Origin of the sequence: Paenibacillus sp. HW567, from assembly GCF_000374185.1 — a bacterium.
Taxonomy (GTDB): Bacteria; Bacillota; Bacilli; order Paenibacillales; family Paenibacillaceae; genus Paenibacillus_AQ.
In genome coordinates this window covers 1163424-1188348 of record NZ_KB910518.1, presented here as the reverse complement: position 1 = coordinate 1188348, position 24925 = coordinate 1163424, and the positions used below count along the sequence as shown (strand labels likewise).

General features: G+C 46.0%; 8 protein-coding genes. 3 read left to right on the top strand and 5 right to left on the bottom strand.

The window, feature by feature from the left end:
* Positions 1-2: 2 nt before the first annotated feature.
* The 5 genes from B212_RS0105270 to B212_RS0105250 are packed head-to-tail and all read right to left on the bottom strand — an operon-like array spanning position 3 to position 20475.
* Complete coding sequence (locus tag B212_RS0105270; protein WP_019909405.1) at positions 3-5756, bottom strand: non-ribosomal peptide synthetase; 5754 nt, start codon at positions 5754-5756, stop codon at positions 3-5.
* Positions 5757-5778: 22 nt separating this feature from the next.
* Positions 5779-8757 (bottom strand): type I polyketide synthase, encoded by a 2979-nt coding sequence (locus B212_RS0105265; RefSeq protein ID WP_019909403.1) that lies wholly within the window; start codon positions 8755-8757, stop codon positions 5779-5781.
* On the bottom strand, positions 8754-15317 hold the full coding sequence (locus B212_RS0105260; RefSeq protein WP_036668000.1) for a non-ribosomal peptide synthetase: 6564 nt from the start codon (positions 15315-15317) through the stop codon (positions 8754-8756). Before B212_RS0105260 ends, B212_RS0105265 begins: the two co-directional genes overlap by 4 nt.
* A gap of 36 nt (positions 15318-15353) precedes the next feature.
* Positions 15354-18749, bottom strand: a complete 3396-nt coding sequence (locus B212_RS0105255) for a type I polyketide synthase (RefSeq protein ID WP_019909401.1) — start codon at positions 18747-18749, stop codon at positions 15354-15356.
* Entirely contained in the window at positions 18721-20475 is a 1755-nt protein-coding gene (locus tag B212_RS0105250) for a fatty acyl-AMP ligase (protein ID WP_019909400.1), read from the bottom strand. The genes B212_RS0105255 and B212_RS0105250 overlap by 29 nt, the downstream gene beginning before the upstream one ends.
* 582 nt (positions 20476-21057) lie before the next feature.
* Between B212_RS0105250 and B212_RS0105245 the strand changes: the two genes are divergently transcribed.
* The 3 genes from B212_RS0105245 (at position 21058) to B212_RS0105235 (ending at position 24381) form a co-directional block, all read left to right on the top strand.
* Positions 21058-21759 carry a hypothetical protein gene (locus tag B212_RS0105245; protein ID WP_019909399.1) on the top strand — a complete coding sequence of 234 codons (702 nt, stop codon included), beginning with the start codon at positions 21058-21060 and terminating at the stop codon, positions 21757-21759.
* A gap of 228 nt (positions 21760-21987) precedes the next feature.
* Complete coding sequence (locus tag B212_RS0105240; RefSeq protein ID WP_019909397.1) at positions 21988-23064, top strand: ArsR/SmtB family transcription factor; 1077 nt, start codon at positions 21988-21990, stop codon at positions 23062-23064.
* A gap of 54 nt (positions 23065-23118) precedes the next feature.
* Entirely contained in the window at positions 23119-24381 is a 1263-nt protein-coding gene (locus B212_RS0105235; RefSeq protein WP_019909396.1) for an MFS transporter, read from the top strand.
* Positions 24382-24925: the final 544 nt, after the last annotated feature.

Genomic DNA, 24925 nt, shown 5'->3' with positions numbered 1-24925 from the left:
AATCACCCCATATCAGATTTTACCAGCGGCATGAAGAAACCGCGGTTGATAAAATAGTCGATATATAAAGCCAGCAGTTCATTTGTAACGAACGCAGAGGGCAACGACAACAGGTCCATTGCCGATTTCGTAAAGGCAGCATCGAACTGCGGATATTCCGACGTTGCCGCCATTTCGCCAATAAAAGGCATCACCGATGCGTCCTCATAGCCGCCACCGTGTTCAATTTGTTCTTCCACGCGGCATTTCCACTGTTCCCAAGGTAAAAGTTCAAAACTGTAGCCTCGGCTATTCAACACATCCAGAACTTGAAAAAAGGTATAATCATTCCGGCTTAACAGGTGATACGTCTGGTTCTCCATTCCCTGCTTCGCCAGATGAATCACTGCTTGTGCCGCAAAATCGGCAGGGATCAGATTGAAAGCAAAATCTATGTCAGGAAATATGCCGAGATGAAGACATAAGCGGACGGATCTCCAAAAAAAGTCATTCTCCTGGCAAGCCCCTGTTAGGCTATCACCGGCGATGCGCCCGAGCCGGAATACATTGACCGGGATGCCTCGTAGACGAGCTTCCCTCATCAGTTGTTCAGCCGCCCATTTGCTTTGCGTATATCCCAATTGTAAGCTCTGTAAGTAGACCGGCACATCGTTCTCGAGAATGATTTTTTTACTTTTTATATCTTCCAAGGAAAAAACATACAACGTCGAAATGAAATGAACCGGTTTTATAGTTTCGGTTGCAGCTAATCTAAGCACCTCTTCACAACCTCCGACATTAGCGGCAGCAAGGGATGCGTAGGGCTGGGCAAAATTGACTACGGCGCCATTATGATAGATTTCAGTGACCGCAATGCTCAGCTCCTTATAAACCGCAGAATCAAGCCCTAGTCCGGGAAGAGCCAAGTCACCCTTGATGGCGATAATGCGTTCTTCCCACTCGTCCTTCCAGCATCCATACCGATTCAATGCGGCAACAATACGTTGTAAGCCTTCTCTCTTGCCTGAGGACCGGACGAGACAATAGACAGGCTTGTCTCCTTTCTCCAATAGCTCGCGAAGCAGAAAAGCTCCAAAAAATCCCGTTGCTCCCGTCAGAAGAACGGCGGAGCCTGTTATGCGGGCTGCAGAAGGAAGTCCGCCTGCGGTAATGTCTGGAGACAGGGCAACATCAGCGGAGAAATCAAACACGGTTGCAGGCTGCTCCGAAAGCGCACGCTCAATCACAGCCGCAATCCCTCTGACGGTCGGCTCCTGCATAAGCTGCAGCAAAGGAATATGGACTTTGAAAGCTTTTTTAATCTGAAACATCAATTGAACAACAAGCAAGGAATGGCCTCCAGCTTCAAAAAAAGATTCATCAAGGCCGACATATCCCGTATCCAGTAAATCCATCCATAATCTGCAGACCATTTCCTCCATCTCTGTACCTTCTTGGCGGGTAGCCTCGACAAATGAGGTAACTTTGGCCTTGTACGGTTTGAACAACCGAAGCTGGCTCCGGTCAATCTTCCCGTTAACAGTCAACGGAAAGCTCTCCAGAGCCACAAATTCGGAAGGAATCATATATTCCGGAATCAGGCCCTTTAACGAAGCTTTGATATTCTGCTCAATTGTGGCCTCCAGTTTGGCCCGAAGCGGAAGGTTAGCCCCGGGCAACACGCAGGCAGCCTCGGCGATCAGTGTCAAACAAGGAAGCAGCTTCTCTCCACTGACCGGATAAAAGACAGCGTCAATACAGCCTCTGGATGCCGTATCCGTAATCACCCACTCCATAAGGTGAGTATCCGATTCCCAGGCGAGCTGCGTCTGATGAAGGCCAGTCGCCTCCAGCCGCTCTTTAACCGGATAAGCGGATATAGCGGTCTGCGGATAGGCGGTATTGTACCACTGCACAAAATTCCATTCCGTCATAATTCGTGAATTAGGAAAGTTTCGAATCACAAAACATTCCTTTTCATGCTGCAAGCACAGCCCTACTATATCCGTTCCCTTTTCCCGCAACTGCCTCCAGTCGTATTCTCCGGCAATCTCCCACACGGGTTTAGCCCCTTTATGAAGCACAGCATCGAAACGATATTTGTTCATTTCATGATGAAATTTGCCTCTCTTATACAACAACTCAGCATATTCAAGCCCCCCAACGGTATTGCTAAGTCCAGTAAAATACGATACGTCCAGCATCAGTTCGTTATGCCTGTCCAATCTATGCCGTACCAGGCGTTTGAAGTCGGCCACGGTCATGTCCAGCTCTGCTTTGCTCATGGCAACGGACGATTGGTGAATCTCCCCAAACATCATCCCGCATACATCCCCAAGGAAAATGCAACCTCTTTTCCCGAGCCTTTTCGCCGCTTTTTCCAGAACCAGATTCAAATACTGTACATCGGGAAAGTACTGGGCAACTGAATTGATAATGACCATATCAATATCGTCCAAATTCAGTTCGTCAAGGTCATGGGCATTGGCTTTATAGAGTTTTACCTTGCTTGCATTTGGACCAAGCAGCGACAAATGAGCGCGGAGGTATTCGATGGCCTGCACCGAAAAATCAATGGCTGTGTACGATTCACAGTCTGCGGCGAGCCTGAACAGCAACAATCCGGTTCCGCATCCGACCTCAAGAATGCGTCTCGGGCGATAGCTCCTGATTCTTGCCACCGTCTCCTTTGTCCATTCTTCCATTTCCACTTCGGGAATGGCTTCTCCTGAGTAGGAATCGTTCCAGCCGGCAATATGAAACGACTTATCCTCATGAAAATTTTCCTCTTGATAATATCCGTCAAAAACCAGCTCCCAACGGTTGGTCACTTGTTCTTTCTTCTGCAATTCCCGGCGAAGTTCCAATAACTTGTACTCGTAAGGAATGAAATACGACACGATTCTCGGATCTCCAAATTGATTGTGTTCCACAACAGCGACATTTTGCGATACATTTTCATTCTGCTGTATAGCCGTCTCCACTTCACCAAGCTCAATGCGGAATCCGCGGACCTTAACCTGATTGTCTATTCGTCCCACGTATTCCAGTTCATTTTCGTGTGTCCAACGAGCCAAATCTCCGGAACGGTACAGCCTGCAGAAATTCTCCTGTGGCATAGAACCTGCTATAAAGGGATCTTGGATAAACTTCCCTTGATTCAGCGCTTCACGGTTCCAGTAACCGCGCGACACCCCCGGTCCTCCGATGTACAATTCTCCCGCTACACCAACAGGAACCATCTGCATCCATTCGTCAAGCACATAGGCTCGCATATCCCGCAAGGGATTTCCGATAACATGACCATACGCGCCTTGCAGATCCTCTATTCGGATACGGCGATAAGTTGCATGAACCGTAATTTCCGTAATGCCGTACATATTGATCAACCTCGGACATTCATCGCCATGACGCTTCAACCATGTTTCCAGAGAGGACAGCTCTAGCGCTTCGCCGCCAAAAATAACATAACGGAGGTGATTTAAACCGGACCCGCCGTCATCCGAACATAGCAGTTCCTCCGTATGGGACAGCTGCTTGAACGCGGAAGGAGTTTGATTTAGCACGGTTATTTTTTCCTTGACTATAAGTTCATAGAACAGCTCGAAGGAACGGGTTACATGGCCTGGAACGATAACTAGCTTTCCTCCATGAAGTAACGCTCCCCATATTTCCCAGACGGAAAAATCAAATGCATAGGAATGAAACAGTGACCACACGTCATTTTCATCAAAATGGAATTGTCCGTTTGTCGAAGTAAATAAGCGGCTTACATTACCGTGATCAATCAGCACACCTTTAGGAACCCCGGTGGATCCCGAAGTGTAGATCATATATACCAAATCTGTACTTTTGCTGTCATACCGCACGGAGGCGACCGGCAATCGCGTAATGGCGTCTTCCGCCGAAGACAGATTCACAATCAAACAATCTGAATTGGCCGTCAAGCGGGCTTCGGTCAGGTTATCCACCAAAATAACACGGCAACCTGCGTCGTTCAGCATAAAGCGAATTCTCTCTTCGGGATAAGCCGGGTCCATTGGAACGTAGGCGCAACCCGCTTTGAGAATGCCTAAAATGGAAGCTACAACTTGAGGCGAACGTTCCATAAACAGGCCGACAAATTCCCCGGGACGTACTCCCAATCCATTGATGTAACGGGCTATTTGGTTAGCCCTTTGCTCCAATTGTCCATATGTCCAGGCTTCTGAATCCCATTGAAGTGCAATCCGGTTGCTGAATTTGGCGGCAATTTGCTCAAATTTTTGGTGTATAACAAAATGCTCTGTATTCTGAACAACTAGGTGAGAGAACTGTGGCTGTTGTTCGGCCTTATCCAGGAGTTCAAGATGGCAAATAGGCAGATCCGGTTGCTCCATTGCCGATTCAGCCAGGCGCACAAAATGTTTGGCAAAACTCTGCATAGTCTGCGGTACAAACAACCGTCCGTCATACTCCAACCTAGCGTCTATGCTGCCATCCCGGACTATCATGGACAGCAGCAGATCAGATTTTGATGTATGGTTATATAACTCCAAGTATTCCGTATCTATACCGTTCAGCCGCAAAGGAGGAACCATTTGGTTCTGGAATACGAACAGATTGCGAATAAGCGGAATAAGCTGGTCGGTTCGCTCCGGCTGAAGCTCCTCAATCACCCGATCAAATGGAAAGTCTTGATGGCTGTAAGCTTCCTGAGAAGATTGCATCACACGACCCGCAAGCTCCCGGAAACTCATCTGCGGATCGAGCTCAACCCGTAGCGGCAGCAAATTGACAAAATACCCGATAATCTCTTCAATTTCGGTATAATTCCGATTGGCAATCGGCGTTCCGGTTACAATTGAAGTTTCTTTTGTATAACGGTATAGTAATACATTGAATATAGAAAACAGGACAGTAAACAAAGTAAGACCTGAACCCACACTGAACTCGGCAAGCCGTCTATAGAGCTCTCCCGGCAAGACAAACCGAACCTCATTGCCATTGTGCTCCATACGTTCCGGATGTCTGTTGTCAGGGGTAAGAGCCGCGCTGCTAGCACCGGAGAGAAGGGTTTTCCAGTAATGCAGATGGCCGCTCCATCCACCCGACTCCAGCTTGTCTATCTGCCAATGGGCAAAGTCGGCATAGCTTACCGGAATTTCCGGTAAATTGGGCTCGGAATTTTGGAGCAGGGCATTATAGACGGTAGTCCATTCTTTAAGCAAAATCCCCATCGACCAGCCATCCGATATAATGTGGTGCATGCATACCGCTAAAATGTGTTCTTTAGGGGCAAGGCGGATCAGCATGGTTCGGAATAAAGGTTCCCCGCTCAGGTCAAAGGGTTGAGAGATAAAGGATTGCAGCAGCCGCTGCGCCTCTTCCTCTGCGGTGCGAATATCATGCGGACTTACATCATCATAAAGCCGCGTATGTACCGGATTATGAATATCTAGAATAACAATGGGGCGGCCTTCTTGCTCAAGAAAATTAGAGCGCAAATTCTCGTGCCGATTCGCAACATGCCGAAATGCCGATTCAATCGTATCGGTCTGTATGTCTCCTCTCAAACGAACTGCTGCGTACATGTTATAGGCAGCCTTATCCTCAAGCAGTTGGTCCATAAACCAAAGTCTCATTTGAGCCGGGGAAACCGTTCCTGCATATTTGCCCTTACCGGAGGTTATGGTATATTCGGGAACCGCCTCCGATAACTTCCATTGCTCCAGCAGGCGGCGCTGTTCAGCAGATAATTTCGAGCGCCGTTTTTCCAACTCGTTATTATTTTTCATCTTCACTCCCCCATAACTATTGTCAAGCTTGATTCTCTATAAATTCTATCATTTGCAATTCGATTTGCTCCGCGATTTCCTGGATGGTGGTATACACAAACAACTGGTCAAACTGAAGTTGGATGTTTGGAAACAAATTACGCAATCTGGAAATGAGCTGGGTTGCCAGAAGGGAATGTCCTCCCAATTCAAAAAAATCATCCCGAATCCCTATTGGCTGTGTTCCAAGAACCTGCTGCCAAATTTGAACCAGCTTTTCCTGAATGCCGTTTTCCGGAGCGACATATGCGGTCGAAAGGTGAGCGCGGAGTTCAACGCTCCAATCAGACTTGTCATTGGCTTCTTCCTTAACGTCGTCTGAATCGCTGAACCAGCATCTTTTTCCTTCGAACGGATAGGTGGGAAGGGAGATTCTCCCCGTTTCCGGCTCATGCAGTTGTTCCCAGCGGATGTCGCTGCCGGCCAGCCAGCATTGAGCGAGTCCTTTCAGCAGCACTTCGCGATCCGATCTTGCCTCATCCCGGCGCCGGAGCAGGTTGTACACCCCAGACGGATGAGAACCGTCCGATTGCTGCAGGACAAACTGTCCCAATGCCTTGCCGGGGCCGACCTCAAGCCATAGACAAGGCTCACCTCTGAGCAAAGTATCCACACCTTTCGCAAATTGCACCGGATTCCGCGAATGTCCCAGCCAGTAATCTGTGTCTTGAACCTGCTTGTCCGTAATGAAATCGCCGGTGACATTAGAGATGAAAGGAATACCGTGAGTTTTCCAGGAGCAGCGCTCAATGGCCTCGCCAAACCGTTCCAGGATAGTATCCATCAGCCCACTGTGAAAGCCATGGTTCACGTCTAAGAACCGGTGTTCTATTTCAAGCCCCTTCAAGCGGGCGGCCAGACTGAGCAAAGCTTCCTTTTTGCCCGCCACAGTACAGGAGTTGCCGGAGTTTACTGCGGATATGGACAATTCTTCATCAAGAAGCGGTTTAACTTCCTCCCATGAAGAAAATACTGCCATCATGCCGCCTGCGGCGGTCTGTTCCATCAAAGCGCCCCGCTCCATGATCAATGTTAGCGCTTCTTGCAGGCTGATCGCTCCCGACAGACAAGCGGCCGTATATTCTCCCAAGCTGTGCCCTATCATCGCAACCGGCTTGACGCCCCATTCCATTAAACTTCTGGCTAGCGCATATTCCACCATAAAAATTAACGGCTGCGCAACTGCCGTCCGTTTTACCTCTTCAGCGGCGGAACCCTTCTCATCCTTTCCCATCAAAAGCATTTTAAAAATCTCTCTGTCCTGCCCGCCAAGCAAGCTTAAACATTCTTCCATATATTTACGAAATGAAGGAACAGTAGAATATAAACCGGCGGCCAGCCCTGGGTATTGGCTGCCTTGTCCGGGAAACATAAAAATAACGCCTGGTCCGGGTACAGAAGCCTTTCGCTCGCCGACCTGCTGCAATCGACCCTGCTGATCAAACATAGCAGCCCGCCGATAAGCGAATTGGGCCCGGCCAGTCTGAAGGGTGAAAGCGGCAGCGGCCTTATCGGCCTCAGGGTGTTCACTGAAAAAACACTCCAATGAATGAGCCAGTTGTTCAGACGCAGCGGAAGTTCGCGCCGAAACAAGGATAACTTGTTCCTGCCCGGCCTGCGGATGCTCCAAAGCGAATTTAAGCTGATCACGTTTTGGAGCCGGAGCTTCCTCTAAAATGACATGTGCATTCGTCCCGCCGATTCCGAATGAGCTGACACCTGCTCGGCGGGGCGTCGCTCTTCGTTCCCATTTCCTTAATTTCGTATTTACATAGAACGGACTCACCGCGAAATCAATTGCTGGATTTGGAACATGAAAGTTCAAGCTTGGCGGTATTTCCCCATACTTCAACATACAGACCGTCTTAATTAATCCGGCAATGCCTGATGCGGCGTTTAGATGGCCGATGTTGGTCTTCACCGAACCGATTGCGCAACTTTGGCTTTCCATTGCTCCAAATGCCTCTTCCAAAGCGGCTATTTCGATTGGATCGCCAAGCGGGGTACCAGTGCCATGGGCTTCCACGTAACCTATCGTATTAGGGTTAATGCCCGCCATCATGACGGCCTCGGCGATAACATCCCGTTGTCCCTGAACGCTTGGAGCCGTATATCCAACCTTGGCAGAGCCGTCATTGTTAACCGCGCTACCCCGTATAACGGCATAAATATGATCTTGGTCAGTCAAAGCGTCTTCCATTCTCTTAAGTAGAACTACGCCGGCGCCGCTGCCAAATACCGTCCCTTTAGCGTCCGCGTCAAAAGCCCGGCAATGACCGTCCGGCGAGAAGATACCTCCCTCCTGATAAAGGTAGCCTTCGCCGGCGGGCAGCCGGAGTGAAACTCCCCCTGCCAAAGCCATATCCGATTGATACATCAACAAATTTTGGCAAGCCTGATGAACCGCAACCATGGAGGTCGAGCAGGCGCTTTGAATATTGACGCTCGTGCCTCGAAGATTAAGCTTGTAAGAAATACGCGTACATAAATAATCGCTGCTGTTTGTTTGCAAAAGAAGCTGGAGATCCTCTTCGGCAACTTCCTTCTGCTGCGCCATAATTTCATGGAACAAATAGCTGTTGAACCCGCAACCAGCAAAAAGACTGATGATACCCTTATAACAATCCGGCACATATCCTCCGTCTTCCAGTGCTTCGTATGCGCACATCAGCAAAAAACGATGTTGGGGGTCAAGCATATCTGCTTCCCGTTTGTTCATGTCGAAAAAAATATAATCAAACAAGTCGACCTCTTTGATCCCAAAAGCAGTTTTTACATAATGAGGATCAGCAATCCGCTTTTCATCTACGCCAACCTGCCGTAGCATTTCATCCGTCAGTTGGGTTGAGGATTCCCGCCCTTCGCGGATATTGTTCCAGTATTCGCTTATATTCTCCGCACCGGGAAACCTTGCACTCATGCCTATGATGGCAATGCTATTTTCCAATTCTTCACCACTCATAGCTCCGTTGTCCCCTTTCGTTTGGCTTTTTGAGCTTTTATAGCACTAAAGCGCTTATCTCGACGTTGCTCCACAGTTGTCTCAGTAATTGCTGCCGCTATACCGCTTGTTGTTGGCGTATCTTCAAGAAAAGCCGCCAGGTCGGCAATGGTCGGATAACGGAACAATGCAACTATGGGAATCGCTCTGTCCAGCAGAGACTCTAATTGCTGGTGGACCTGAATCAGCAAAAGAGAATGACCCCCGATTTCAAAAAAGTGGTCCATTATTCCCACATCCTTCTTTCCCAAGAGGCGTTTCCATATAACGGATATTTCCTGTTGCAGTTTCGTTTCGGGAGTACGCTTTTCAAGCCTTGGGGCATAGGCAGTGCGGGCGGCGGTTTCTTTCAGCAGCACGTAATCAATTTTCCCGTTCGGCGTAAGCGGAATCCGCTCCACCTCATCATAAGAATACGGCAGCATATAATCAGGCAGCTTATCCCTTAGAAATACTTGCAGTTTTGCAGGAGTAAAAGGCTGCTCCGCAGGCACAACATAGGCAATCAACCGCTCTTGTTCCCAAACCATCGCACAGTTGCTGATAACTGGAAAATCCATGATTGCACTCCTGATTTCAGCCAGTTGGACGCGGTGTCCGCGAATTTTTACAATTCCAGCCCTCCTGCCGAGAAATTCAATGGTGCCGTCAGGGTTGTAACGCCCCATATCCCCTGTTTTGTATAGGCGATCACCCGGCAAAAGTGCGGCAGGATTCAAGCAGAACGGGTTTTCTTCGTCACGCTGGTCATTCAAATATCCGAGAGCCAGATAAGGGGAACGGACGACGATCTCTCCGGCTTCGCCTATTCCTCTCATTTCCCCTTCCGGTCCCATGATGAGCAGTTCCACCCCTTCACGTCCTGAACCGATAGCAATTCGGTCATTCCCGTCCTCTCCCACTTGAAAAATGCTCATCAATTGCGGCGTCTCCGTCGCTCCGTAGCCGTTAAAGCATCTAACATTGGGCGCAATTCGCCGAATACCGTCTACATGGGAAGCCAGAAGAGTATCTCCGCTAAAAAAAGCATATCGCCAATTCGTTTGCTGTATCAGCTCCGCAGTTCTTCTGCTTCCGCCCGCAATGACCATAGCCATCGCCGGAGTCAGATGCGTAACAGATATCCTGTTGCTTCGCATCCACTCATTTACATAATCAGGAAAAACCATATATCTTTCATCAGGTATACATATGGCGGCTCCGGCGCACAGCGGCACAAAGATATCCCTCAACAGCGGGTCATGCCCTATTCCAGAGAACATGCTGAACCGGTCCCCGCTGTTTACCTGAAATGTGTTTAAATACCATGTCACAAAACGCGCAAGCGGCTCATGGCTGCATAAGACAGCTTTAGGCAGAGCAGTTGTTCCAGAAGTAAAAAGAATATAGGCAGGGTCTGTCGACAATGGGAAAATGGGTGAGAACTCATTGTTCTCGGCCTTGTCCCCCTGCTCCTGTCCATATTCCAGCACAAACTGAACCTCTCGCGCCAAAGCCATTGTTTTGTCTGTGGAAAAATCCCTTTTCCCCCTCGCAATAAGTAATCCCTTGGCCGATGCGGCATGCAGCATGGCAATGGAACGTTCAAGGGGATCGCGGGGGTCCAGAAGCATAAATATTCCCCCCGCCTTTTGCACTGCCAGAATAGAAACGACAAGCGAAGCGCTGCGTTCGCCCAAAATGGCGATAACCGGACGTTCCCAGTTTATTTTCGACATCAACCGCTTGGCCAGCCAATTGCTTTGATCGTCGGTTTGGCCGTAGGTCAACCCCGTTCCGTCTGGATTAACAATCGCTCCTTTATCCGAATACTGCGCGGCAACACTTGAAAACAATATGTGCACAGGCAAACATTCCGTACTACCTTGCAACAAAGGCCGGCCCAAGTCCGGCAACCGTCCGGCCGACTCTGGTGTTAATAGTGAAAAATGTTTAATTTCCCCTTCAGGTTCGGCAAGCACCTGAACACATAGGCGTTCATACTGTGCCAGCATTTCGCTCACCCGTTCTTGGGTGAACAGGTTTGCCGCATACACAGCTTCAATCATGATACCTTCATCAACTTCCTGCGCGTAGAAAGTGAGTTCGTATTTGGAGGCGTAATCCTTTAACTCAATGATTTCAGCCTCCACCCCCTTCATGCGCAGATGAATAGGAGGCATATTCAGCATATTGAACATAACCCGGAACAAGGAAGATAGACCGGTATCCCGATTCGGATTAACCTCTTCCACCCATTCCTCCAAAGAGACATCCTGATGGGCAAATGCTCCAATCGCCGTCTCCCTTACCGACTGCAGCAAATCAGTAAAAGACATCTCTTGGGTGATCCTGTTTCTCAGCAGCAAAGTGTTTACGAACAATCCGACAATAGGCTCAAGAGGTTTGATTGTTCTCCCGGCTGCCGGCGCGCCGACGACAATATCAGATTGACCGCTTAACCTGTATAGCAAAACATCAAAAATAGCCAAAAGCGTCATAAATAAAGTACAGCCATTACACCGGGTTAATCTATGTAGCCCCTCCCGCAATTCCAAGGGAAGCAGCAGCTTGACGCTGTTTCCCGGATAAGTCAACGCCGGCTGCCGAGGAAAATCGGCGGGCAACTCCGTTGAGGGAATGGAATCCTTGAAAATCCCCTCCCAATAAGACAACTGCCTGCGATATCTTTCCGAATCTTTCCTCTTGCGCTCCCAAACAGCATAGTCGGCGTAACCTAAAGCAAGAGGAAACAAGCGGGCTTCCCGCCGTTCCACATACGCATCGTACAGTTCCCCCAATTCATTAAGCAAAAGACTCATTGACCACCCGTCCATAATGAAATGATGGACAACAAGCGTCAAATAATAGCGCTCCCCTGCTTTCCACAATCTGTAGCGAAATAATCTTTCATCTGTAAGCTTGATAGGAATTTTGCATTCCGCCTGAATGTTTTGGTCTGCCTCTTCTTCTGCACAAGTGTTTATTTTCAATGGGTACTCTTGCGGTTCGCCTACGGAAATATAGGGGATACCGTTCTCCCGGCCGGAAATGTGCATGCGCAGTGAATCATGCCGTCCAATCAAAGCATTGATCGCCAATTCCAGGGCGGGAACATCCAACATACCGCGGAAAGATAACACGCCGGGCATCAGATAAGCGTTTCCTCCTTCATCCAGCGCCTGCATAAACCAAATTTTTTGCTGCACGTTGGTAAGGGGTAGCCGGATTTTATCTTCCGGTTTCACGATTTCGATCCTATCGGCATCCTCCATTAATCCGCAAGTGGTTAACGCCTCTATTTCAGTAGCCATTTCTTGTAAAATCGGCCGTTCAAAAATGCGGTTAACAGGTATATTCACTCCGAAAACAGAACGGATGCGAGATGAAAGCCGGACCGCAAGCAGCGAATGTCCGCCTGCCTCAAAAAATGAATCAGTACAGGCTATGTCGGGCCGCTGAAGCAAATCTCTCCATATCCCCAGCAGCAGGTCTTCCGTCAAGCTCAAGCCCGAATAGGATGGAAGGTTAGAGCGACCATCCCAATCGTCAATCAAAGCCAGTAACGCTTTCCGGTCCACTTTGCCGTTTGGCGTCAAAGGAAGCTGTTTCAGCATGATAAACCGGGAAGGAACAAGCGACGGCGGGAGCCAATGCTCCAAGGCTCTTCTTATCCGCTCTTCGTCGGAAGCATTTGGGTCCCTCAGTAATATAAACGCGACTAATCTCGAATCGGATGAATGGAAATCGGGCACGGCAAGAACAGTACTACCCAGAACTCCTTCACAAGCAGCCAAATGATGCTCAATTTCACCCAGATTGACACGCAAGCCATGAATTTTGATTTGATCGTCCTTACGTCCAACAAATACCAGGCCTCCGTCTGCCTGTTGTTTGACCAAATCACCTGTCTGATAGATGCGTTGGCGCCGCAACATTGTTTCTCCATTGTTATCCGCTGCTCTTGAATCAATTTCGACATACCAGCCGAATTTCTCTGCGGTTCTGCGGGAATCATTATGGTAGCCGCGAGCAATCCCGATTCCGCTAATATACAATTCACCGAATTCCCCTGGAGGAAGCTGCTCCATACGCTCATTCAATATATGCAGATCCACATTGGAGATGGGTTCCCCAATAGAGATTAACGGTTCATGTGAAAAGCATTCCTTAACGGTGGCCCATACCGTTGCTTCGGATGGCCCATATGCATTATAGAACCGCCGTCCCGGAGCCCAACGCCGCACCAATTCGCTGGTGCAGGCTTCACCGGCCGAAATAATAACCTCTAGACTTTCCAATTCTCTGTACGGAAGCAAATTTAATACAGATGGAGGCATGACAATATGTGATATTCCTTCTTTCTCCATCCAGAGAAGCATTTCCGGGCCTGGAAGCAAGGCGTCAGCACTTGGAATTCGCAAGCTTCCCCCACTACGAAAGGCCATGACAACCTCAAAGACCCAGGCATCAAAGCTAGGCGAAGCAAACTGCATAATTCTGCTCGATTCTTGTAAACCAAAATGCTGACGCTGAGCCTGCGCCATATTCCAAATTCCCCGATGCTCAACCAACACAGCCTTGGGTTCTCCAGTCGAGCCGGAAGTAAAAATGACATAAGCCAAGTCATCGTTGATGGCTGGCTCCCCACTGAATACCATATTTTCAGCAGCAATTTCCTCCGCAAGCCGGTCAAGGCAGACATGTTGAATATTTGTTCCGTCCAATTCTTCCATATCCGAGGTAGTAATTACGAAGGCGATCCCCATATGATTCGCCATATAAGATTTGCGCTGCATCGGATATCCCGGATCAATGGGGACATAAGCGGCGCCAACTTTGAGTGTAGCGAATGCGGCGATCACCATATCTGGAGAACGCCCTAAGCTTGCTCCGACAAAATCGCCTCTTTGGACTCCCATTTTTCGCAAATAATTGGCTAATTGATTAACGTGTTGGTCAAGCTCACTGTATGTCAAAGAGCCGGACGGAGAAGCAAGCGCCGTATGTTGCGGCCGGCAATGCGCCTGATATTCGAGCAGATGATGCAGGCAAATATGCTCATCCGGCTTCCCCGCTTGTGTTGAGAAACCGTTTGCCTGCTCTTGTTGTTCCCAGACATCCTCTAGCTTTTCCGATGGATGAGAGACAATTTGTTCTACGAACCGGATAAATGAGGAAATCCAGCTTTGCACAAATGAAGAAGTGTAGCGATCCGGTTGATACGCCACAGTTCCTCCTATAAAGCACTCCGTTTCTTCCATCATGAGAGTAAATTCAAAGGGAGTTCCAAGCACGGGCAGCGGAACCGGATTCATGCGTAGCGCCCCCCATTGGATCTCGTCGTTTTCTCCTCCGGTGAACAAAGGCGATTGTAAAGAGCGATCTTGAGCCCGTTCCATTACAAAAGCCGTTTGAATTAGTGAAACCGCGTCCAGGGAATCTTCCCGTTTCTGCATCCCCTGAACGACAAGCGGAAACGGATAGTCCTGATGTTCCATAGAACTCAGCAATTTATATTTCACAGCATCAAGAAGGTCGATAAAAGACATCGACTCATCCACGGACAGCCGAAGTGCAAGGGTATTTACAAAATAGCCTAGAGTATTCTCGAACGACGGGTCGTTTCTGCCAGTCGTAAAAGTTCCCACAACAACTTCCTTTCTTCCGCTGCAGCAATGAAGCATCGCGGTAAAAGCGGCCAAAAGAAACATATTTACTGTCACACCGCCGGACCTGCTTAACGAAACAACATCGGCGGACAACGATTCACTGAACCGAAAATGGTTGGAGGATTTCTCACGGTCATCTTCGTCTGGACACTGATGCAGCAGCGGCGGGAATGGCAACGGCGCAGAAAATTCGTTCTCCCAATAGATGCGGTCCCTTTCGGCACGATTACTCGCCAAATATTGTTCCTGCCATTTTACAAAAGCCGGATATCCAGCTTGATCCTTCCCCGGAGGAAGTGAGAATATTTCAACATCGGGCAAACCTTCAAGGTACAAAGCGAAGAAGTGGCGCAGCATGATGGTAAGCGACCATGCATCGGTAATTATATGATGCATGGATATCAGCAATCTGACGGTAGAACCTTGAGGAACATACAATCTAAAACGGATTAACGGACCTTCATTCAAAGAAAAAGGTTCCCGTAGATGACTACTAAAGCAGGCCTTTGCCTCGTCATTCCATACATCCAAATAATGAACGCTGAAATCTGGTTCTCCCGCCGGAGCAATCTTCCGCTGAATCTCTCCATCCTCTTCCAGGTATGTTGCCCTCAAAGATTCATGCATGGAATACAAACGCTTGGCGGCGCTCATAAGCCTTTCCACGCTTACCGGCTTGGCGATATCCCATGCTCCATGCAAGTGATAAGCAAAGTTGTACGGGTCTTTGCTATGGAGAAGCCAAAGCGCTTTTTCCCCATAAGAGATTCTCGACGACTGTAGCTCGGAGCGTCGTTGCAGCAGCAAACGAAGCAGCTCTTCCTTTTGTGTACGGGGCAGTCCGGCTAATTCTGTCTTCTGGTTCATCATTCACCCTACCTATCAAAGATATATATAGTTGCTGGATTAACGAGGGTCATCGGCAAGCAATAGCAGCAAACGATCTATCTCTTCGTCGGACAATTCTTCGATTTGAACCACGCCGGATTCCAACGAATCCAAAATATCCATTTGATTTAATGGTTCGTTAGGAGCAGCCGCTGATGCTACTTGTTCCTGCAACAGCCGGGAAAGTTCATTTGCGGCCTTCCGTGTCGTCATTCCGCCAATGAATTCCGCAATAGGAATAAAGACGCCAAAAGCTCTTTCCATCTCATTTTTAATCTGAAGAGCCATGATGGAATCAAGCCCCATTTCGATTAAGATCTTATCGTGAGGAAACTTGGCCGTATCTCTCAGCTTGAGTATCTCTGCGAATCTTGATTGCAGGTATGATTCTAGCAAAGGTTGCAGCAGATCTGGCTGCTCTCTCGCCTCTAAGATCGCTTGTATACTCCCTTGTTTATCACTTTCTACTGCACCCCCTCCTTGCACCATTTCCGTTACCCGCTTCGAAGACGCCGGTGGCCAAGAAGTGCTCAGTGAACCATTGGATTTCTGTGCCCAAAAACTTTGATGATTCCATGAGTAAGCAGGCAAAGAAACGCAACGGGAACCCGTAAACGTCCAAAGAATCTCACCGCCAGACTCATACCATTTCGATAAGTTATCCAAAAAAATTCTTTCTTCATCCATTCTCCGGGAGGAATACAGAAGAAGCTTGTTCGGTATTTTCGCATACAGATCCTCTAAATGAAACATTAATGCAGGGTGCGCGCCAATTTCAACAATAGTGTGATAGCCATCGTCCTTGGCCCGACTCAGCGCTTCCGCAAACCGAACAGGGCAACGCATATTATCTTGCCAATGGGTTAGAGGCAACCGCAAGCCAGTTTCCTTCCCGCCCGAGACGGTAGAATACCAACGAATTCGGGCCGGCTTATGCTTGACTTCGGCGATTTCTTTCATCAGTCGCTCAAAATGAATCTCCATCTGGCTGCTATGAAATGCAAAGTGGCGCGAAATATAATGGCTATGGGTAGATTCCTGGATGGATTGCCTGAACAGTTCAACCTCCCCTGCACTTCCCGCAATGACCGTCAAAGTCCCACTGTTAACGGCGGCAATATCCAATGACGACCATTGTCCGCTCATCAATAGTTGTTTCAATTCCTCATGGGGAACACAAACAGCGAGCATCGCCCCTTTCCCGTATGAGGATTGCATTAATTGGCTACGCCAATAGACAAGTGTCAGGGCGTTTTCTAGACTGATGACCCCCGCCGTGTAACAAGCTGAGATTTCCCCTAAACTATGGCCGACAGCGGCCTCCGGTACAATTCCGTGGCTTTTCCATAGCGCAGATAGGGCAACTTGTACAGCAAATGTGAGCGGCTGGGCAATATCCGTTCGTTCATTCCAATTTGTAGGATTTCCCGTATTCAATTCCTGAAGCAATGACCAGCCTGAAAGCCGGTTCCACAATTGATCGCACTCCAAAAAAGCCTTTTTGAAGGCTGGCTGGGATTTCAACAAAGCCAGTCCCATTCCTGACCATTGGGTCCCCTGTCCTGAATATACAAACAGAACGCCTGACGACTTCCGGTTGGACGGCCTGCTAGGAGATGAGCATTGATTCAGTTGTTCTATCCATTCTTCCGTATTCCGTCCAAGGACAGATAGCCTCCAAGAATGATGTGTCCTCCGGCTTTGGGCTGTGTAAGCAATATCCAGGAACCTTTCTGCAGGACTGTTGTGCAACAAGCGCTTCATATCCGAAATATTGTTTTGCAAAGCGGGTAATGAGCGAGCAGAAATAGGCAGCAGCATCCATTGTTCAGGAGAATCGGTGCTAGCAGCATCCCGTCTCAGACGATACTCTTCAAGTACAACGTGGGCATTTGTCCCCCCAAACCCAAAAGCACTGACTCCTGCGTGCAATAAACGGCCATTTTCCTGATTTCCGTAAACGATATTATCCTTTACAACCTTCAAAGGCAGTTCTTCAAAGGGAATATAGGGATTGGGCTTATCCATATGCAGACTTGGTACCCATTCTCTATAATGTAGACATAAGGCGGTCTTGATAAGACCGGCAATTCCCGCAGCCGCCTCCAGGTGCCCGATATTGGTTTTTACAGAACCTAGAGCACACGGTCTTGAAGCCTCCCTGTCCCGGGACAAAACGGCTCCCAGCGCCTTTACTTCAATCGGATCTCCAAGCGGCGTGCCGGTTCCATGTGCTTCTATGTAATCTAGATCATTTGGCTGTATCCGGGCTTTACGGCAGGCAGCAGATATTACCTCTGTTTGCGCCATACCACTAGGAGCGGTCAATCCGTTGCTTAAGCCGTCCTGATTTACCGCACACCCTCGTATGACGCCATATATCCGATCATGGTCACGAACCGCTGAATCGAGACGTTTTAAAATAACTGTTCCCGCTCCCTCGCCTCTCACATAACCATCCGCATCGGCGGAAAAAGTTTTGCAGCGCCCATCAGCGGCAAGCATACCGGCTTCATAAAACGCATTGCTGATCGCAGGGGTCAGGAGAAGATTCACCCCGCCAACGATAGCTATATCACTTTCCTCCGTCTGCAAGCTTTGACAGGCAAGGTGGACGGCAACAAGCGAGGAAGAGCAAGCCGTATCTATTGCCATACTTGGACCACGCAAATTCCAAATATAGGAAATTCTATTTGCCGCGATGCTTTGGGCATTTCCAGTCATTGTATATACGCTACTGTGTTCCATGCTGGATAACCTGTCGTATCCATAATCGTTACTTGAAATACCTATATAAACGCCGGTCCTTGAGCCGTTCAGATGGTCATCCGTCAATCCGGCATCATCCAGTGCTTCCGCAGTTACCTCAAGCAAAATCCGCTGCTGAGGGTCCATCTGTTCAGCTTCGCGGGGAGAAATCCGGAAAGCCTCATTATCAAAGAGATCCATACCGTCAATTAAGCCTGCATAGCGAATACCAGCCTGACTGAATTCTTCCGCCCGGCTGCCGGGAATTTCCGTTATGCAATCCTTTCCCTCCTGCAGGTTTCTCCAAAAGGCCGCCAAGTTGGGGGAGTTCGGAAATCTGCAAGCCATTCCGACAATGGCTATGCCGTTGTCGCTTTGCATTTTTTCTATTGTTTCATGCGTTCGTTCGGAGTCAGGCTCTTTTGCAAAATACAATGCGGCCAAGTGGATGGAAGGATATTCCCACAAAACAGTAGGGTCTATATCCTTCTGCAGCCAAGACCCCAAAGCTCCAGTCAATGACACCAAAGTTTGAGAATCAAGGCCCAAATAATCGAAAGTGACATAAATATCAATATCCGAGCTTACTTTTTTGCTTACCTTACCAATTTCCAAAACAAACCAGTGGCATATTTCCTCATAGCTCCAAATGTAATGATCTTTCAATCGCTTCACCCCATATATGTAAAGTCCCATCCAAGTACATATCTTTACATTTGCTGCGTTGAACCTTATTGCTTGAAGTCTTCGGGATGCCCAGAGGATGTACAATTTGAACATCGTATGCATAAATTTGGAACTTCTCTAAAATGCGGGCCCGAATTGAACTAACAACCTCCTCTATCATTTCGGACAGCTCCAGTTTAAGCTGCTTGGCTTTATGCCTGAACTCTCGCTTCACCTCACATACAACCACCAGTTCTTCGATCCCTTGATGGTTGATTGAGAATGCCGCCAAGCTGGTCTCGTTGATGTCTTCATGACAGCTTGCCGCATCGAACTCAATATCCTGTGGATAATAATTCTGTCCTCTTATGATAATTAAATCTTTAAGTCTGCCTGTAACAAAGAGTTCTCCTTGATCGACAAAACCGAGATCACCGGTTCTCAAGAATAATTTATCTTTTTGATCCGCAATGGCCGCCTGAAATATTTCGCGGCTTTTTATCGGATTGTTCCAATATCCTTTAGCCACGCTGTCACCATGGAGCCAAATTTCGCCAACCTCCCTCTCTTGGCATTGGGCGAGAGAATTCGGATTCACGATTTCCACATTCAAAAAATCAGAGATGGCTCCACTGCTTACCAAGGTGACGCCGGATTCCGACGAAGTCGCAACACGAATAATTTTGTTTCTGCTCAAAGCCTCCCTGTCTACCTCGTGTACAATAGGCCCCGTCTCACGACTGGTTACAGTAGCGCAAAGTGTAAACTCAGCAAGCCCGTAACCCGGCAACAGTGCGTTTTCATTAAAGCCGCAATTCTTAAAGCTATCATTGAACATACGCAAAGTTTCCGCATAGATAGGCTCAGAACCGCAGTATGCATTGGACCAGCTACCAAGATCCAGCCCTTGTTTCTCTTCCTCCGTTATCTTTTGACTGCATAAGCGATAACTGAAGTCGGGACCTCCGCTGTATGTTATTGCGTATTTGGAAACAGCCCTTAACCAGCGTATCGGCTTCTGAATAAAGTCCAATGGTGACATAATATAGCAAACACTGCCGTTGTATATGTTTTGAAGCAAATTGCCGATAAGGCCCATATCATGGTAAAAAGGAAGCCAGGTAACCATTCGCGTTTGCGCCGAATGTTCAAACTTCGAAGCCATTAAATTAAAGTTGTGAAGCAAGTTGCGATGGGTTACCATCACACCTTTAGGATTACTAGTTGAGCCTGAAGTAAACTGAAGAAATGCAATATCATTAGAAGAAATATTTTCATTCTGGGGTTCATAAGTAAAGTCATGTTCGAGAAGTTCTTCGATGAGGAGAGTTGGAGTGTTGTGCATAGAAGCAGACAGTTTGGTTAACATCCCATTAGAAGAAAGAATAATTAAGCTTGGTTGGGCATTTTCATATATTGATATAAGCCGATCCGTATTTCGTGATTTGGTAGGCGGGTATACGGGGACTGGAATAACTCCAGCGTACAAGCACCCAAGAAAAACGACGAGATAATCAATACTGCTAGGGAGAAGAATCAAGACTCTTTCTCCCTTCAATTCCAAAAATTGAAGATAAGCTGCCACTTTCTTGGCTGACTGACCCAATTCAGCATAAGTCAGACTATCGCTTTCCACTTCGCCGTTTAAAAGATAGACAAAAGCCTTCTTATCGGGATAACGTTGCTCTCGATCAGACAGCATAGCTAAAAGATTGCGATAGAGCATGATGGTAATCCTCCAGTTTATTATCCTCTAGGAGCGAGTCATGTTGAAGGAAAAATTTTAATTTTTATGTTTTTATTTATTCATATCAATATATTAATTGTAATTCTTCCAATAAAATACTTCAAGAGAAATAATTCGACATATATTGCACGTTAAAACATAAAGAGTGAACGAAAATGGCGCTTAGCTTGCATATATTGATAGCTCATACAAACGAAATTCATTGTGAATAATCGCATCTCACCTTATCTAGAATATATTGAAATTCAATAACGAAATTATGCCCATAATTACATTTTACTTCTTTAAACAAAAAATACCTTTTATGCGGGTTTTATGTCCAAATACTACTTTTTAATTACAATATTTGTTAAATATATTGAATAGCATATCTAGCAAAATTCAACTCCTGATTATATCAAAACCATTTGAGGTGGAATACGCTAAGGTTAGTTAGTGAAGTTGGTTTAAGTGAGGGATACGCTTAAGGCAGCTTTCTATCCTACTAATGAAATTAGTGTGACTTTGTCCCCAAATCTCGTAATTAAGGTTTCCTATTTGTATAATTATGGAGGTATTTATATGTCCACTTATTCAAAAAATACAGTTGCAGTTAATGGTAAATCAATCGTATTACATGTCATAAGTGCTCCGGCTAAGAACATTACGCTGGTGACAATAAATAGTAAGGTCCCTGATCAAAACAATTATTATGGAATTAATGGGAGTTTCTATATTCTTCCTCCTGATAATGGTGATTTACTTTCGATATCCGTGGTCAATGACTATCCCTTGAAACCTTCCTTAAGTTATGGGGGACGCTACAATGTCGGTAAAAATTCAATATCTATGGATAAAGGAACCATTGTTTATGACGGAGCGGATGACATTGTTACTCATCAGATTGTAGATGACTATAATGACATTGCAGTTGTTAAGCGCAGAAATTATTGGGCTCAAGGTGGTGTAAGCATGAGTCTGAATAACAATGCTAATTGGAAGGCTATTATGCAAGCTCAAGAGTTACCGGCTCAAGACTATGAAACTACAAGAACTGCTCTCGCTTATACAAATGGAGCTACTCCCTATGTATATGGAATCGTCACTACAACAAATTGTTTGCCGGGTGATTTTCGTTCAGCGATCAAAGCGGCATATAGTTATGATGAAGCCATCTTTCTCGATAGTGGTCCTTCCTCTCAAATGCGGGCAAAAGATTCCAGTGGCAATTTAGTCACAATTACTGGTGGGAATACTCCTAAAGAAATGGTTGTTTTCTATTAAAAGTTCTTGATGGCACCAGAATAGCATCTGCCTGAATCATATACTGCATTTCAAAAAGATTGATGTGAACTCACCATCAGTCTTTTTGGTATAGCCTTACTTACAGAATAGATCTCTTCCTGATATTGACATATGCGCTTCCATATAGTAAGTTCATGTTAAATGAAATTCTAACAACAATTTAAATCATTTAGATTTTTTTTGAAATGGAGAAGGGAGACAGCATTTATGAAGTCAAAAAAACGGGATTCATTTATGCAATACGGCTATAGTGAGCCACTAGAGTTCATTGCATACCTCATAGCCGTGTCCAAAATGGAACATGTGTGGATGATACGCGATTTAAAATTCACGCCTGATGCTGAAGTCGTTGAGATGATTAACACTGTGGACAGCAGACTTTCCCGATTTGTAAAAGGTGAAATGGAACGTTTTTTCGGCAAAGGGATGACCTATGACCGTTTGGATGCAGTTTTAAATCAAGCTTTTTTTGATGAGGAAGAGCCGAAATCCGTGGAGATCTTTTTGGAATACTACAACAGACGTCCTGCAGAAGAATTGGTAGTTGTCTTGGCGTTAGCAGCATACGCAGATGTAGGAGCGGATTGGATTAAAGAGCATGATTTTATCCAAAATACTGAATTACTGTATCAATTGGTCGTCGCTCACCCTTTACCGGATCTTGACTTCCACTCAGACCTTCTGGAGTATCTCCGCTTCCCTGAGGAATTCAAACAAAGAACTCTGTATGTTCTAAAATCCTTTCTCAGTAACGGCTTCATGCAGATCCGGGATCGCCTTCAGCAACTAGGTAAGGAAAACGCTACCCGATACGAGAAGTATTTCAATGAGAAACCAGAGCTTGCTTTTGGTGACCTTGCGAAAATGGATGAAGGACTTATTATAAAGCCAACTCGAATACATATCAGCTATATTTCCCAAGTTCAAATGGATTTCCGGAGAAGTGAGACAGACACTCGACCCGATTGGTTGATTTTAGGCGCACGTAATGATGCACTTGTCTGGCAAAGAGAAGAAAAGGAAACTATCGAGAAGTTCCTAAAAGTTGTTTCCGATAAACGCCGGCTTGAGATGATTGAATTATTAAAGGAACGTCAGAGATACGCAGGAGAACTAGCGAATTTAATTGGATTAACGCCTGCAGCAATAAACTATCATACGAATCTTTTGATTGACCTTAATTTGATCCGCATTATTCGATCAGACAATCGAATTTATTATGAATTAAGTAAAGAACGGCTAACATACTTAATTGACCAAACGAGGAGTGTACTTTTACGGTGAGCGACTTGAAACTCTTTTTACAGAAATTATGAGTCTTATTAAGGAGAAGGATGTATGATTCATACAGATCAAAAAATGAGCATAGGCGCTCTGTTATCAATAAGAAATTATCGTTATTTAATTTTATCGCAGCTTGTTTCAAATCTTGGCGATGGAGTATATCGGCTCTCCCTAGTTTGGCTGATGAAGGAATTGACTCAAAATGCATTTCTGATGTCTGTCTTATTAGCTGCCGAAACAATCCCATTAATTATTTTTGGATTATTTGTAGGGGTGTTCGTTGACAGAGGAAACAAGAAAAAAATCTTGCTCCTAACGCATTTATTCAGGGGAATGCTTATACTTCTAATTGTAGTTTTCCTAGTTACTGATGTGATGCATCCTACCTTCCTTATTGTAATTGCAGTAGTGTTGACTTGTTTCACTGCTTTTTTAAAACCCGCTACTACAGTTTCAATCAAAGCCCTTATCCCAGAGCAACAGATAGCCCAGGCTCAAAGCCTCTCACAAATTATCCAGACTATTATAAGTTTAGCAGCTCCTGCTTTTGCAGCGTTTCTGATTGTGATCGGAATGCAATTTGCATTTATTTTAAATGCAATTATGTATTTTATCGGATGTTTTTTCGTCTTACTTATACAAAACAAGGAACTTGTTTCTTCTAAAATGAGTGATTTAACTTTTTTAAAAATTTTCGATGATATAAAAGATGGAATCAATGCCATTACAAAGCACGCTTTCTTAAAAAACTCCATGATCTATTTCGCGTTAATTAATTTTGTAACAGCACCTGAGGCTGTACTTCTTCCGCTAGTCGTGATTAATGTTTCGGAATTAGCTACACTTGAAATAAGTTATTTAGTTGGGATTTTGATTGGGTCGGTATTAATTAATTATTTGAAAAAATTTTCTCCAATCGTGTACATTTGCTTCGGAATAAGTCTATTTAGTCTAGGTATAGGCCTGTTCGCTTTTGATATCCCCCTTGTTTTGCAAATTACTTGCGTCTTTATAAATGGAATTGGATCTGCATTTGTGAATATTAAAATGTCAACGATGATTACGATATTAGTACCCACAGAGGTATTAGGGAGAGCGTCAAGTATAATTAGTGTTATTGTCTTAAGCGCAATGCCCATTTCAATCTTTATGACAGGATTGATTAGTGGGTTCATCCCGCTCTTATTGATTTTTGGGATCATCGGTTTACTTGGATTTTTGATAGTGATATTGATGATGATTAATCCACATCTAAGAAGTACTAAAGGAGATGTTGTTCAAGATTCCAGCCAGGAGTTCCGTGAAGTTTCCATGTAGTTTTTGTATATATGCTTACCAAAGATAGAAGACATCTGCTAATCCTGTATAGTTGAACGTCATACCAAACAACAAAAGTATCCCTGTCAGGAAGGGAAAGCAACTTTATAAGCACCTCTTGCTCTATATTTACAACTTGCCTTTGTCCTTACGCTTCTTGAGCGACTTAACAGGGTTAAAATTGATCAGTTTTTGTTCAACACACCAATTAAAAAAAGTTCTTAGGTAAACAAGACGATTGTTATAGGTACATGGCTTAATGCTTTCTTGTCAAAGGTATTCGAACAGATTGTTTTTCAGATAGTCCGCTGTCTCAAATGAGTGGCTATACCTGTTGAAGAAGAGCTACACATGCCGCAAAACTGCCTGTTTCTGCAGTACCAGTACATACAAGTAAACAAATTGCTAAGCAGGCCGGAGTTGCATTAGGACTTACTGTTACGATGCTATTCATATAAACACCTCCTTTCAAAAATCTTAATTATTTATATAACAATTGGTCTCTTCCATGTTAATTGATTTATTACATATATCCCTAAATAAA